Here is a 13364-nt window from a genome sequence, read left to right as displayed (position 1 = left end):
AGGGGCACCGGAACTTCCGATGCCTTTGTCTCTTTCCGCGGGCACCATGCTATGGTGCCCGCCCGACTGTCTACCTGTTTGCGCCCCGCATGCTGCCGACCTCCCGTACCCTGCGCCTGTCGTTGTACTCCTTGCTGATCATCGCCGGTGCGGTGCTCGCCGCCACCTTGGCCATCCGTCACACCGAACGCCAGGCGTTGGTGGAAGATGCCGCGCGAGCCAATCAGCAACTGGCGCTGTACGCCAACTCGCTGCACACCCTGATTGACCGCTACCGTGCCCTGCCCGCCGTATTGGCGCTGGACCCGGAACTGCGCGCCGCGCTAAGCGGTGAAGTGAGCCCTGAACAACAGCTCGCATTGAATCGCAAACTGGAGAAGATCAACGGCGCCGCGCAATCCTCAACCCTTGAACTGCTCGACCGCACCGGTCTGGCCGTGGCCGCCAGCAATTGGCGCCTGCCCAGCAGTTACGTCGGCCACAATTACGGCTTTCGCCCCTACTTCAGCCAGACCCGAACCCAAGGCACCGGGCGCTTTTATGCGGTGGGGGTGACCAGCGGTATTCCCGGCTACTTCCTCTCCAGCGCGGTGACCGGCGACGGTGGTGAGTTCCTCGGCGCCATGGTGGTGAAACTCGAATTCCCGGAGCTTGAGCGCGAATGGCGCCAGGGCAGCGACACGTTGCTGGTCAGCGATGCGCGCGGGATTATCTTCATCGCCAACCAGCCGGGCTGGCGTTATCGCCAATTGAAACCGCTGAGCGACGGCGACCGCGCCGAGCTCAAAGCCACCCGCCAATACGACAAACAACCGCTGACCCCGCTGGAATATCAATCGGTGCGGCGCTTCGACGACAACAGTGCGCTGACCCGGGTCGTTGGCCCCGACGGGACGGCGGATTACCTCTGGGAATCGCTGCCGCTGGCCGCCGAAGGCTGGACGCTGCACCTGTTGCGTCGCCCGCAAGTCGCGTTCGAAGACCGCCGTAACGCCGGGCTCGCCGCGGCCGGGTTGTGGCTGGCCATCGTATTTTTGCTGCTGTTTCTCAACCAGCGCTGGCGCCTGGCCAAGATGCGTCAGCGCAGCCGTGAAGAACTCGAGCGACTGGTGGAAGAACGCACCCGGGATTTGCGCACCGCTCAGGACGGGCTGGTGCAATCGGCCAAACTCGCGGCCCTTGGCCAGATGTCTGCGGCACTGGCCCATGAAATCAACCAGCCGCTGACCGCCCAGCGCATGCAGCTTGCGACTCTGAGGCTGCTGCTCGATCACGGTCGGGTCGACGAGGCCTACAAGGCGCTCAAACCGGTGGACGACATGCTCACGCGCATGGCCGCCCTCACCGGCCACCTGAAGACCTTCGCCCGCAAAAGCCCCAGCGGTTTGCGCGAACGGCTGGACCTGGCGGCGGTGGTCGATCAATCCTTGCAGTTGCTGGATGCGCGCTTGCGAGACGAACATGTCAGCACCGTGCTCCACCTGACCCGCCCGGCCTGGGTGCGTGGCGATGCGATTCGCCTGGAACAGGTGCTGATCAACCTGCTGCGCAATGCCCTGGATGCGATGCACGACAAACCCTGCAAGCGTCTGGAAATCCGCCTCGAAGCCGATGAACAATTGTGGCGCCTGACCGTTGCCGATAACGGTGGCGGCATTGCCGAAGAGAATCTGGGGAAAGTGTTCGATCCATTCTTCACCACCAAACCGGTGGGCGATGGCCTGGGCCTCGGGCTGGCCGTCTCCTTCGCTATCGCTCACGAAGCAGGCGGCCGCCTGAGTGCCGATAATGGTGAAAACGGCGCGGTGTTCACCCTGACGTTGCCCATTGATCTGGAGGTGCCTGCTTGATGCTCAATTCGGTGATGGTGGTCGATGACGAAAGCAGCATCCGCAGCGCTGTCGAACAGTGGCTGAGTCTGTCAGGTTTCGAAGTGCAGCTGTTCAGTCGCGCCGCTGAGTGCCTGGCGCAACTGCCGAAGCATTTCCCCGGGGTGATTCTCAGCGACGTGCGCATGCCCGGCATGACGGGGCTGGAATTGCTGGCCGAAATCCAGCGTCGCGATGTCGATTTGCCGGTGATCTTGCTGACCGGTCACGGCGATGTGCCCATGGCCGTCGAAGCGATGCGCGACGGTGCTTATGATTTCCTCGAAAAACCCTTCAGCCCGGAAACCCTGCTGAGCAGTCTGCGCCGGGCTCTGGACAAGCGTCGGCTGGTGCTGGAAAACCGTGCCCTGCACGAGCAGGCGGACAATCGCGCCAAACTCGATGCCACCCTGCTGGGGGTTTCCCGTGGTTTGCAAACGCTGCGCCGCCAGGTGCTCGATTTGGCAACGCTGCCGGTCAATGTGCTGATCCGGGGCGAAACCGGCAGCGGTAAGGAATTGGTTGCCCGTTGCCTGCACGACTTTGGTCCCCGCGCAGACAAGCCCTTCGTGGCGCTCAATTGCGCAGCGATTCCCGAGCAATTGTTCGAGGCTGAACTGTTCGGCCATGAGAGCGGCGCGTTCACGGGCGCCCAGGGTAAACGCATTGGCAAGCTCGAATACGCCGACGGCGGCACGCTGTTTCTCGATGAAATCGAAAGCATGCCGCTGGCCCAGCAGGTGAAACTGCTGCGGGTGTTGCAGGAGCAGAAGCTTGAGCGATTGGGTTCCAACCAGAGCATCCACGTGGACTTGCGGATCATCGCCGCGACCAAACCCGATTTGCTGGATGAAGCCCGGGCCGGACGTTTTCGCGAAGATCTGGCCTATCGATTGAACGTCGCCGAGTTACGTCTGCCGCCGTTGCGTGATCGGCGTGAAGACATTCCACTGTTGTTCGAGTTCTTCGCACAAAGTGCTGCCGAGCGTTTGGGCCGCACCGTTGCACCCTTGAGCGGGCCGCAACTGAGCCATTTGCTGAGCCACGACTGGCCGGGCAATGTGCGCGAACTGGCGAACGTCGCCGAGCGACAAGTGCTGGGTCTCGGCGAGCCGGAACCGGCGGGGATCGACCCCGGCCAGTCACTGGCGGCGCAGCAGGAAGCCTTCGAAGCGCATTGCTTGCGCGCGGCGCTGACCCGGCATAAAGGTGATGTGAAAGCGGTGCTAGAAGAACTGCAACTGCCGCGCCGTACCTTTAATGAAAAGATGCAGCGGCATGGGCTGACTCGGGAGATGTTCGTTTTAGGCAGTTAAACTTGTAGTGCCTGGACTGGCCACTTCGCGGGCAAGCCCGCTCCCACAGTGTTCAGTGTCGTACACAAAATCTTTGTTCAACTCGGTCACTGTGGGAGCGGGCTTGCCCGCGAAGAGGCCGGTACAAACGATACAAATCCACAAGCCAGATAAGCAATTTTCCGCTCACGCCCAGTCCGGCATAAGCGGATTTCCGCTCACCAATTCCCCGCACCCCCTCTAAACCGGCCCTCCTCTCCTTGGCACAGCTCCTGCTATAGCTCCAGCAGGCTGCGTTTTAACGCGCTCCACAAAAACAATTAAACGAAGGATCCTTCAATGGATAACTCCAACGCCCTGCCTCTTGGGTCGGCTGCCGCGCCGGCCAAAGAAAGAACCACCGCCAGCCGGATCAAATCGATCTTCAGCGGTTCTGTCGGCAACATGGTCGAGTGGTACGACTGGTACGTCTACGCCGCCTTCTCCCTGTACTTCGCCAAAGCCTTCTTCCCCAAAGGCGACACCACCGCACAACTGCTCAACACCGCCGCGATCTTCGCCGTGGGCTTTTTGATGCGCCCGATCGGTGGCTGGTTGATGGGCCTCTACGCCGACAAGGCCGGTCGCAAACGTGCGTTGATGGCTTCGGTCTACCTGATGTGCTTTGGCTCGCTGCTGATCGCCCTGAGCCCGGGTTATGAAACCATCGGCATCGGCGCGCCGATCCTGCTGGTGTTCGCCCGCCTGCTGCAAGGTTTGTCGGTCGGGGGTGAATACGGCACCTCGGCGACTTACCTCAGTGAGATGGCGACCAAGGAACGTCGCGGCTTTTACTCCAGTTTCCAGTACGTGACGTTGATCTCCGGCCAGCTCATCGCCCTGGCGGTGTTGATCGTGCTGCAACAGACCCTGACCACCGAAGAGTTGTACGCCTGGGGCTGGCGCATTCCGTTCGCCATCGGTGCGCTGTGTGCCGTGGTCGCGCTCTACCTGCGTCGCGGCATGGAAGAAACCGAGTCGTTCACCAAGAAAGAGAAAGCCAAGGAAAGCGCGATGCGCACCTTGCTGCGCCATCCCAAGGAACTGATGACCGTGGTCGGCCTGACCATGGGCGGCACGCTGGCGTTCTACACCTACACCACGTACATGCAGAAATACCTGGTGAACACCGTCGGCATGAGCATTTCCGACTCCACCACGATTTCTGCGGCCACGTTGTTCCTGTTCATGTGCCTGCAACCGATCATCGGCGGGCTGTCGGATAAAGTCGGTCGTCGGCCGATCCTGATCGCCTTCGGCATTCTCGGGACACTGTTCACCGTACCGATCCTGACCACTCTGCACACCGTCCAGACCTGGTGGGGCGCGTTCTTCCTGATCATGGCGGCGCTGATCATCGTCAGCGGCTACACCTCGATCAACGCGGTGGTCAAAGCTGAACTGTTCCCGACCGAAATCCGCGCCCTGGGCGTTGGCCTGCCATACGCACTGACCGTGTCGATCTTCGGCGGCACCGCTGAATACATCGCGCTGTGGTTCAAGAGCATCGGCATGGAAACCGGTTACTACTGGTATGTCACGGCGTGCATCGCGGTGTCGTTGCTGGTGTACATCACCATGAAAGACACCCGCAAGCATTCGCGGATCGAGACGGACTGATCCCTGAACGCAACACCACAGCCCGGCCTTGGTCGGGCTTGGTCGTTTCTGGGGGAAAGCAAAATGCCAGGTTCGACACAAAACCCTGTGGGAGCGGGCTTGCCCGCGATGACGCCATAACATTCAACATCTATGTTGACTGTTAAACCGCTATCGCGGGCAAGCCCGCTCCCACAGTGATCGAGGATGGACTGGAAATATGCCGCTGGCCCTTGCACCATGATCGCCTCCCGAACGACTCCAGGAATTCACATGCCCGACGACATCCACTTCTATGAACCCGCCAACGGCCACGGCTTGCCGCATGACCCGTTCAACGCCATCGTCGGCCCGCGCCCTATCGGCTGGATTTCCTCCCAGGATGCCAACGGTCGCCTGAACCTGGCGCCCTACAGCTTTTTCAACGCCTTCAATTACATCCCGCCGATCATTGGTTTTTCCAGCGTCGGGCGCAAAGACAGCCTGAACAACATCGAGCAGACCGGCGAATTCGCCTGGAACCTGGCGACCCGTCCACTGGCCGAGCAGATGAATCAGAGCTGCGCCATGGTCGGGCCCGAGGTCAATGAATTCGAACTGTCCGGACTGACCACCGCGGCGTCGAAAATCATTCAGGTGCCACGGGTCGCCGAAAGCCCGGTGTCCTTTGAGTGCAAGGTCACGCAGATCATTCAGTTGCAGCGCGCAAACAAGGAAGTGGTGCCGAGCTGGCTGATTCTCGGCGAAGTGGTCGCCGTGCACATCGCCAAGTGGCTGTTGAAGGATGGGGTCTACGACACCGCCGCGGCAGAACCGATTCTGCGCGGCGGCGGGCCAGCGGATTACTTTCAGCTGGGGCCAGAGGCACTGTTCAAGATGTTCCGCCCGGGGGCGGTCAAGTAATTACCAGAGCAAGTCGGCGTCTTGTTTGACGTCTTTGAGGCGGGTCAGCTCTTTGGCCGCGGCCTCGTCGGCTTCATGAGCGGTCTTGAAGGTCTGGCCTTCCAGCACTTTGTGAAAAACCGGGGCGCCGGAACCACCGAGGGCTTTGACGGCAATCGCGGCATGGTAACCGCCCTCGCCCGGTACTACTGCTGAAACGGCTTCGAAGTGTTCAAAGGCTTTACGTGCCATGTCGCGGATCCTGGCTAATGGAGAGTTGCGCCATTAAACCCTCAACCGGCCAGTTTGTGTACCGCTGCCTGGGAATGGCCAAGGGCCTGGACCGCCGAGACATCCTTGAAGGTATGGAAATCCAGGCTATTGACCACCAACTCCTGCACCAGCTCGGCAAAAATCTGCATCGCCGGGCTGCCGAAGTAAGAGGTCATGGCCTGTTGGTTGGTCCAGAAACCGGACACCAGCCACAGCTCTGGATCGCATTGCGAGTGCTGCAGGGCGAAGCTCAGGCAACCCGGCGCGTTGCGCGATGGCTCGATCAGGGCGCTGAGGCGCGCACCGAGTTCTGCTGAACGCCCGGCGCGGGCGCGGACGAAGGCCATATGACTGACGGGGATCTGCGTAGACATGTTCAACCCTCCCAGGTCATCCAGTGGCAGCCGGGGACGGGCTGCGACAGGATCCAAGATTAGGCGGCGCGCCCTGGTCGTCGTTAGTCGATTCCTGCCGGCTTATTGCACAATCCTGCGCGGCTGCAAAAAACGTCTGTAACAGCATGTAAACCACTGTCACATCGCTGCAATACGACTTTCAAGCAAGTTTTCCCGGCGCTGCCCTGCCATAGCAGCACCGCGTACTCACCCCGTGCAGAATCAGGCAAGCTTTTGGCAGGATGTGTCTACCGCTGTTCCTTGCACAAATTTAAGCTCAGCCCATTACCAACGCGTCACCGAGGATGCCCAGCATGTCGTCGCTCGATCATTTTCAAGCCCCGCTGAATGCCGACATGGAAAAACAACGCGCGGAACTGGCCGCCCTCATCCGTCGTAACACGATGGAGGATGGTACTTATGCCACCGCCGTCGGCTCGCTGTTCATGTCGCGCCACAGTCAAAACCATGATTTCGCCCCGGTGCTGGCGCAACCGGCCCTGTGCATCATGGCCCAGGGGCGCAAGGAAGTTCGGCTGGCAGATGAATACTTCAATTACGACCCGCTGAATTACCTGGTGGTGTCGGTTTCGATGCCGTTGAGCGGGCGGGTGGTGAATGTCTCGCCCGAGGAACCAATCCTCGCCGTGCGGCTGGACATCGACCCGGCGGAAATCAGCGCGCTGATTGCCGACGCCGGCCCCATCGGCGTACCCACACGTCCCACTGGCCGCGGCCTGTATGTTGAGCAGATCGACACAGCAATGCTCGATGCCGTATTGCGTCTGGCACGTTTGCTGGACACACCCAAAGACATCGCCATGCTGGCGCCGCTGATCCGCCGGGAGATTCTGTATCGGCTGTTGCGTAGCCAGCAGGGGCATCGGCTGTATGAGATTGCTATCGCCAACAGTCAGAGCCATCGCATCAGCCAGGCGATCAAATGGCTCAACGGCAATTATGAGCAACCGTTGCGCATCGATGATCTGGCGCGGGAAGTGAACCTGAGCGTGTCGACGCTGCATCACCGGTTCAAGGCGATGACGGCGATGAGCCCGCTGCAGTATCAGAAGCAGTTGCGCCTGCAAGAAGCGCGGCGGTTGATGCTGGCCGAAGGGCTGGAAGCTTCGGCGGCGGGTTATCGGGTGGGGTATGAAAGCCCTTCGCAATTTAGCCGGGAGTACAGCCGACTGTTTGGCGCGCCGCCGCTCCGGGATTTGGCGCGGTTACGGTTGTCGGTTTGATCTGGCATTTGTTTTGTGGCTGATGGCCCCATCGCGGCATAGGTATCTACACATCTCCCGATCCTGGTCTATAAAGGGACGGCATGGATATCAAATGACCGGGCTAGATGCCCGACTGACAAAACGATACGACGAGTTAGTCATGGGACACAGTAATGGACTACCGGCGCTGGCCGCCGGGATGAAAGCCTTGCCGCGAAGCGACAAGGCTTTTGCACAGACGCAAGCCCTTTGGCGATTTTTGAGCAATGACCGGGTTCGGCCCGTTGACCTGGTTAAACCGCTGCTGGCGCTGGCCCACGAGGGTTGTCGGGATGACTGTGATGATTACGCGCTGGTCATGCACGATTGGTCTCGGCTCAATTACATGCACCACCACAGCAAGGCTGATCGCCTGCAAATGACCCACCGGGGCGACATCGGTTACGAGCTGCAAAGCAGCCTGCTAGTCACCGACCGTGACGGTGCACCGATCTGTACTCCCGCTCAAAATCTGGCGACCAAGGACGGCGTGCTCAGCACGCGAGCCGAAGAAGTGCTGGCCCCTGAGAAGCATCTGCATGAACTGACACAACGTATCACTTGGCTGGAACAGCAGAATTTTGCCAAGCCGCTTGTCCATATCGTGGATCGAGAGGCTGATTCGGTCGCTCACCTGAGGCAATGGCAGGCCGAGGGTCGGCAATGGCTGGTGCGAGTCAAGGCCGGTTCCACGGCCAGTCATGCAGGTCAATCGAGGGCCCTGAGTCAAATTGCTCGCGAGATGACCTACCGCAAAACTCGCAAGGTGGACTACAAAGGAAAACCGGCCATTCAATGGGTGGGAGAAACCGCCGTCGTGCTGACTCGCCAAGCCCAGCCTTTCACCAAAGACAGGGCCGACCGCAAGACGCTGCGCAAGTCTGGTGAGCCGTTGCCGGCCCGGCTCGTCGTGAGCCGAATACTGGGAGCCGATGGTCACCTGCTGGCCGAATGGTATTTGCTGAGCAACCTTGAGCAAGAGGTCGCAGATGAACGATTGGCGCTCTGGTATTACTGGCGCTGGCGTATCGAGTCCTACTTCAAACTGCTTAAAGGGGGTGGGCATCAGCTGGAAAACTGGCAGCAAGAGAGCGGTGAAGCGGTGTTCAAACGGCTGTTGATCGCCAGTCAGGCATGTGCTGTCAGTTGGCGTCTGATGCGGGCTAAGGGGGAGTTCGCTGAGCAAACACGGGATTTTTTGGTCCGTCTGTCTGGTCGACAGATGAAGCGCTCGCAGCCGGTGACGGCTTCCGCGCTGCTGGCCGGTTTATACATGCTTTTGGCCATGTGCGAGACATTGGAACAATACACGCCCCAGGAACTGGCGGGTTTTGCTAAAGAGGCCATCGGCTGGGTGGCCAGCCGAAGACTTTAGAGATGTGTAGATACCTATGCCCATCGCGGGCAAGCCCGCTCCCACAAGGACCGGTGTACACGGAACTCTGTGGGAGCGGGCTTGCCCGCGATGGGACCAGTCAGAGCAACCCGCCTCTAACGTCAGGCGCTTAGCACTCGGCACGCCTCAGCCGGCAATGTCACCGACACCGGATTGCCAATGCTCAACCCAACTCCCTGACACGGCGTGCTCAACGCGGTAAACGACACCCCGGAACACTCGACAGTGGTTTCGATGGTCGCACCGATATCCCGCACAAACGTCACCTTGCCGAGCAAGCGATTCCCCGCCGTGGCCTGGGGTTGCGACAGTTGCAGGTCTTCCGGGCGAATCAGCATTTTCACCTTCTCCCCCACCACAACGCTGCTGCAGATCGGCACTTGCAGTGCATCGCCACCGGGCAAGCAGACCTTGCCATTGCCCAGCGCCGTGGCCGGGAAAATGTTCCCCGAACCGATAAAGTCCGCGACAAATTCATTGGCCGGATGCCGATAGATTTCAATCGGCGTACCCACCTGCTGCACCCGATGCTCACCCAAAACCACCACGATATCGGCCATGGTCATGGCTTCGCGCTGGTCGTGGGTGACCATGATGGTGGTGATGTTCAAACGTTGTTGCAGCTGACGGATTTCCACCTGCATCGATTCGCGCAGCTTGGCGTCCAGCGCCGACAGCGGTTCGTCGAGCAGCAGGATTTTCGGCCGCGAGGCAATCGCCCGGGCAATCGCCACACGCTGACGCTGACCGCCGGAGAGTTTCGCCACCGGGCGATCAATCATTTCCTGCAGCTGAATCAGCTCCAGCAACTCCACTACCCGCGCCTGTTGATCAACCTTGCTGACCCCGCGCAGTTTCAGCGGATAGGCAATGTTCTCCCCCACCGTCATGTGCGGAAACAGTGCCAGCGATTGAAACACCATGCCGAAATTGCGCTGATGCGCCGGCGTGTGGCCGATGTCTTCACCGTCCAGGCGAATCTCGCCACCTGTCAGGGTTTCGAGCCCGGCGATCATCCGCAGCAAAGTGGTTTTTCCGCAGCCCGACGGGCCGAGGAAACACACCAGTTTGCCCTCGGGCAAATGCAGGTTCACATTCTTTACCGCGCAGGCCGAGCCGTAATGTTTCTCGACGTTTTCCAGAATCAGACCAGTCATGTTGCACCTCAAATCAAAAGGAAACGCCACCTTCGCCGACCAGCTTCTCCAACGCCCAAATGAGGACGAAGTCGATCAGCACAATCAGCACGGCAAACGAGAAAACGGTAGGGTCGAGCGAAGACACGGTGCGGCTGTACATCCAGATCGGCACGGTCATGACGTCGATGGTGTAGAGGAAATAGGTCACGGTGAATTCGTTGAACGAGACGATGAACGCCAGCAGCATGCCCGCCAGAATCCCCGATTTCATCAGCGGCACCACCACATCGACAATCGCCCGCAGCGGTGAAGCACCGAGCATTTGCGCGGCCTCTTCGACTTCGCTGCCGATGGAGAGCATCGCCGCGGTGCAGTTTTTCACCACGAACGGCAGCGCCAGAATCACGTGGGCAATCACCAGCCGCGAGGTGGTGATGTGGAACGGCAGGCTGTCGAACACCAGCAGCAAGGCCAGGCCCAACACCACCATCGGGAACACCAGTGGCAGCGACATCAATTGCAAGGCCACAGCCTTGCCGCGGAACTCGCAACGGGTCAGGGCATAAGCTGCCGGCACCGCGATAATCGTGGCGAAAATCATGGTCAGGCAGGCCACCATCAGGCTGGTGGTCATGGCTTTGCCGAGGCTCAGCACATCGCTGGAATCCGGCGACACGAAGGTGTTCCAGGCGGCTTTGTACCATTGCAGGCTGTAGCTGCTCGGCGGGAAGTCGAGGTTCGACGCGCCGCTGAACGACATGACGATCATGGTCAGGATCGGCAGCACCGCCAGCAGCAAAATGAAGCCCGACAGGATGCCGGCGAACTTGCCGGTATCGCCCGGCAACAGCGACTGACGCTTCTTGATCACAGAGCTCATTGCGAAGCCTCCAGCATGCGCCGACGACGGCCAGTGATGTATTCGGACAAGGTCATGATCGCCAGGGTGGTAACGATCAGCACCACACCAGCAGCAGACGCGGCGGGCCAGTTCATCAGCGGGGCGATCTGGTCATGCACCATCACCGCCAGCATCGGCACGCGCCGACCACCGAGCAGCAGCGGCACCACAAAACTGCTGGCGTTGTAGGCGAACACCAGCGTCGCGCCGGTGATGATCCCCGGCAAACTCATCGGCAACACCACCTGGCGAAACACCTGCAAGCGACTGGCGCCCAGGGTGGCGGCGGCTTCTTCGTAAGTGCGAGCAACGCCGCGCATGGCGCTGGCAATCGGCAGCACGGCCAGCGGGAACGCGGTTTGCACCAGGCCCATCAACACGCCGTTCTGGTTGTAGAGCAGCATGATCGGGCGCTTGATCAGGCCCAGCCCCATCAGCGCCTGATTGAGCATGCCGCCAGGGCCGAGGATCACCAGCCAGCCGTAGCTTTGCAGCAGCAGGTTGACCAACAACGGCAGCAGCACCGCCGCGAGGAAAATCCGCCGCACAAACGGCGAGGTCAGCCGCGACATGGTGTAGGCCACCGGGATCGCCAGCAGCACCGCAATCACCGCGCTGATCAGCGCCAGGCGCAACGTCAGCAGCAACGATTTGAGGTAATAGGGTTCCAGCAATTGGGCGTAACTGGCCAGGCTGAAGCCAGACCACTCCGCGTCTTTGGTGCCGACGCTCATGCGCAGCACCAAGAGGCTCGCGGCAATCAGCACGCCGAGAAACAGCATCGACGGCGAAAGGAAAAGCCAGGCGCGCGCCGTCGGTGAGACACCCCGATTGATGCGCACTGGTGCGGCGCTTACCGGGTGAGTCAGAGGTTGATGTTCCATAGCAAGGGTCTCGTCAATGGAAAGCAGCTGAGCGAGCACAACCTTCAAAACCACCGTTAACCCTGTGGGAGCGGGCTTGCCCGCGATAGCAATCTGTCAGTCACATCATTATCGACAGGGAGGCCGTCATCGCGGGCAAGCCCGCTCCCACAGTGTTTTGCAGTGTTCTGAAAACCTGCGTTCGCCACTCGATCAGGAAGAAAAGATTTCCGTGTAACGACGAATCCATTGGTCATGCACGGTGGCCAGGAAGGCGTTGTCGTGCATGATCGCCTTCTCGGCAATCTGCTCCGGCGTGAGGATGTAGGGGCTCTTGCGCGCTTCGGCGGAGATGATCGCCTTGGCATTGACCGGGCCGTTGTAGATGTCTTCGGCCATCTTGCCCTGCACCAGCGGGTCCAGAGAGTGGTTGATGAAGGCATAGGCCAAGTCGATCTCGCCCGGGCGATTCTTCGGCATCACCGACAACATCAGGTCGGTGTAGAAGCCTTCCTTCATGCCGAAGGTGGCGCCCAGACCGTAGGCCGGATCGCGGATCTGTTTCGGGAAAAACGCTGGCGCGTACAAGCCGCCCATGTCCAGCGAACCGGTGCGGAACAGCTCGGCGATCTGGTTCGGGTTTTCGCCCAAGGTCACGACGCGATCTTTCAGCTCGGCGAGTTTCTTGAAGCCTGGCTCGATGTTGTGTTCGTCACCACCGGCCAGTTTGGCGGCGATGATGATCAGGTCCATGGCCTCGGTCCAGTTCGGCGGCGGCAGGAAGATGTTCGGCGACAGCTCCGCGTCCCACAGGGCGGCGTAGCTGTCCGGCGCTTCCTTGATGGTGCGGGTGCTGTAGACCAGGCTGTTGCACCACAGCAGATAACCGATGCCGTGACCGTTGGCGCCGGTGCGGTATTTTTCCGGCACGTCGATCAGGTTAGGGATGCGATTGAGATCGGGTTTTTCCAATAAGTTGGCGGCGGCCAGACCTTCGGCGCCGACGCCGGCCAGGGTGATGATGTCGTACTGCGGACGATCACCGCCGGCCTTGAGTTTGGCGACCATTTCCGAGGTGCTGCCGGTACGGTCGGCGATGACCTTGCAGCCGTACTTGGCTTCGAAGGTTGCCGCGATGTTGCGCAATGCCGCAAGGCCGGTGTCATCGGACCAGGTCAGCAAGCGCAGGGTCTTGCCCTGGAAGCGCGTATCGCTGGCATTGGCCTTGATGAACGGCATGCTCATGGCCGCCGCAGCCACGGACGCTACGCCCACGGTTTTGATGAATTGACGTCTGTTCAGATCGTGCTCGCCCATGAAGGACTCCCTTTGTTTTTTTAAGTATGAGGTTGGTCGCAACCGTTGCATCCGCGCGGCCAGATCAGCTTCAAGCCCCCGGTTTCAATGGGCCTTGGCGATGCCAGCGGGTTCATCCTGAGGTCGTGCAAA

At 60.3% G+C, this 13364-nt stretch carries 12 protein-coding genes; 6 read left to right on the top strand and 6 right to left on the bottom strand.

What is annotated here, in order from left to right:
• Nucleotides 1-89: 89 nt before the first annotated feature.
• The 4 genes from PSH65_RS06860 to PSH65_RS06845 all read left to right on the top strand — a co-directional run bounded on the left by PSH65_RS06860 (nucleotide 90) and on the right by PSH65_RS06845 (nucleotide 5704).
• Nucleotides 90-1850, top strand: a complete 1761-nt coding sequence (locus PSH65_RS06860) for an ATP-binding protein (RefSeq protein ID WP_305425488.1) — start codon at nucleotides 90-92, stop codon at nucleotides 1848-1850.
• Nucleotides 1850-3184, top strand: coding sequence for a sigma-54 dependent transcriptional regulator (locus tag PSH65_RS06855; RefSeq protein ID WP_305425486.1), 1335 nt, complete (start codon nucleotides 1850-1852; stop codon nucleotides 3182-3184). Before PSH65_RS06860 ends, PSH65_RS06855 begins: the two co-directional genes overlap by 1 nt.
• Nucleotides 3185-3502: 318 nt before the next feature.
• Nucleotides 3503-4822 (top strand): MFS transporter, encoded by a 1320-nt coding sequence (locus PSH65_RS06850; RefSeq protein ID WP_305425485.1) that lies wholly within the window; start codon nucleotides 3503-3505, stop codon nucleotides 4820-4822.
• A gap of 252 nt (nucleotides 4823-5074) precedes the next feature.
• Nucleotides 5075-5704, top strand: a complete 630-nt coding sequence (locus PSH65_RS06845) for a flavin reductase family protein (RefSeq protein WP_018926552.1) — start codon at nucleotides 5075-5077, stop codon at nucleotides 5702-5704.
• Here the strand turns inward: PSH65_RS06845 and PSH65_RS06840 are convergent, their stop codons facing one another.
• Nucleotides 5705-5935 (bottom strand): hypothetical protein, encoded by a 231-nt coding sequence (locus PSH65_RS06840; protein ID WP_205889518.1) that lies wholly within the window; start codon nucleotides 5933-5935, stop codon nucleotides 5705-5707.
• Nucleotides 5936-5976: 41 nt separating this feature from the next.
• On the bottom strand, nucleotides 5977-6330 hold the full coding sequence (locus tag PSH65_RS06835; protein WP_305425484.1) for a putative quinol monooxygenase: 354 nt from the start codon (nucleotides 6328-6330) through the stop codon (nucleotides 5977-5979).
• 335 nt (nucleotides 6331-6665) lie between these two features.
• On the opposite strand from PSH65_RS06835, the gene PSH65_RS06830 reads away from it, so the two are divergent.
• Nucleotides 6666-7595: an AraC family transcriptional regulator gene (locus PSH65_RS06830; RefSeq protein ID WP_305425482.1), complete on the top strand. Its 930-nt coding sequence runs from the start codon at nucleotides 6666-6668 to the stop codon at nucleotides 7593-7595.
• Nucleotides 7596-7689: 94 nt separating this feature from the next.
• Nucleotides 7690-8991 (top strand): transposase, encoded by a 1302-nt coding sequence (locus PSH65_RS06825; RefSeq protein ID WP_305424801.1) that lies wholly within the window; start codon nucleotides 7690-7692, stop codon nucleotides 8989-8991.
• 122 nt (nucleotides 8992-9113) lie between these two features.
• Here the strand turns inward: PSH65_RS06825 and PSH65_RS06820 are convergent, their stop codons facing one another.
• The 4 genes from PSH65_RS06820 to PSH65_RS06805 form a co-directional block, all read right to left on the bottom strand.
• Nucleotides 9114-10169: an ABC transporter ATP-binding protein gene (locus PSH65_RS06820; protein WP_305425481.1), complete on the bottom strand. Its 1056-nt coding sequence runs from the start codon at nucleotides 10167-10169 to the stop codon at nucleotides 9114-9116.
• Between the two features lie 13 nt (nucleotides 10170-10182).
• Nucleotides 10183-11031, bottom strand: a complete 849-nt coding sequence (locus tag PSH65_RS06815; protein WP_305425480.1) for an ABC transporter permease — start codon at nucleotides 11029-11031, stop codon at nucleotides 10183-10185.
• A complete protein-coding gene (locus tag PSH65_RS06810) occupies nucleotides 11028-11936 on the bottom strand; it encodes an ABC transporter permease (protein ID WP_305425479.1) in 909 nt (302 codons plus the stop codon). The genes PSH65_RS06815 and PSH65_RS06810 overlap by 4 nt, the downstream gene beginning before the upstream one ends.
• Before the next feature lie 192 nt (nucleotides 11937-12128).
• Nucleotides 12129-13232, bottom strand: a complete 1104-nt coding sequence (locus PSH65_RS06805) for an ABC transporter substrate-binding protein (RefSeq protein WP_305425478.1) — start codon at nucleotides 13230-13232, stop codon at nucleotides 12129-12131.
• Nucleotides 13233-13364: the final 132 nt, after the last annotated feature.

The sequence above is a fragment of the Pseudomonas sp. FP603 genome (assembly GCF_030687415.1).
Lineage (GTDB): Bacteria > Pseudomonadota > Gammaproteobacteria > Pseudomonadales > Pseudomonadaceae > Aquipseudomonas > Aquipseudomonas wuhanensis.
This window is presented reverse-complemented; position numbering and strand designations above follow the sequence as displayed.

Excerpts from the sequence above, each read along its gene's own strand:
- PSH65_RS06860 (WP_305425488.1), top strand. The coding sequence starts at position 90 with ATGCTGCCGACCTCCCGTACCCTGCGCCTGTCGTTGTACTCCTTGCTG.
- PSH65_RS06855 (WP_305425486.1), top strand. The coding sequence starts at position 1,850 with ATGCTCAATTCGGTGATGGTGGTCGATGACGAAAGCAGCATCCGCAGC.
- PSH65_RS06850 (WP_305425485.1), top strand. The coding sequence starts at position 3,503 with ATGGATAACTCCAACGCCCTGCCTCTTGGGTCGGCTGCCGCGCCGGCC.
- PSH65_RS06845 (WP_018926552.1), top strand. The coding sequence starts at position 5,075 with ATGCCCGACGACATCCACTTCTATGAACCCGCCAACGGCCACGGCTTG.
- PSH65_RS06840 (WP_205889518.1), bottom strand. The coding sequence starts at position 5,935 with ATGGCACGTAAAGCCTTTGAACACTTCGAAGCCGTTTCAGCAGTAGTA.
- PSH65_RS06835 (WP_305425484.1), bottom strand. The coding sequence starts at position 6,330 with ATGTCTACGCAGATCCCCGTCAGTCATATGGCCTTCGTCCGCGCCCGC.
- PSH65_RS06830 (WP_305425482.1), top strand. The coding sequence starts at position 6,666 with ATGTCGTCGCTCGATCATTTTCAAGCCCCGCTGAATGCCGACATGGAA.
- PSH65_RS06825 (WP_305424801.1), top strand. The coding sequence starts at position 7,690 with ATGACCGGGCTAGATGCCCGACTGACAAAACGATACGACGAGTTAGTC.
- PSH65_RS06820 (WP_305425481.1), bottom strand. The coding sequence starts at position 10,169 with ATGACTGGTCTGATTCTGGAAAACGTCGAGAAACATTACGGCTCGGCC.
- PSH65_RS06815 (WP_305425480.1), bottom strand. The coding sequence starts at position 11,031 with ATGAGCTCTGTGATCAAGAAGCGTCAGTCGCTGTTGCCGGGCGATACC.
- PSH65_RS06810 (WP_305425479.1), bottom strand. The coding sequence starts at position 11,936 with ATGGAACATCAACCTCTGACTCACCCGGTAAGCGCCGCACCAGTGCGC.
- PSH65_RS06805 (WP_305425478.1), bottom strand. The coding sequence starts at position 13,232 with ATGGGCGAGCACGATCTGAACAGACGTCAATTCATCAAAACCGTGGGC.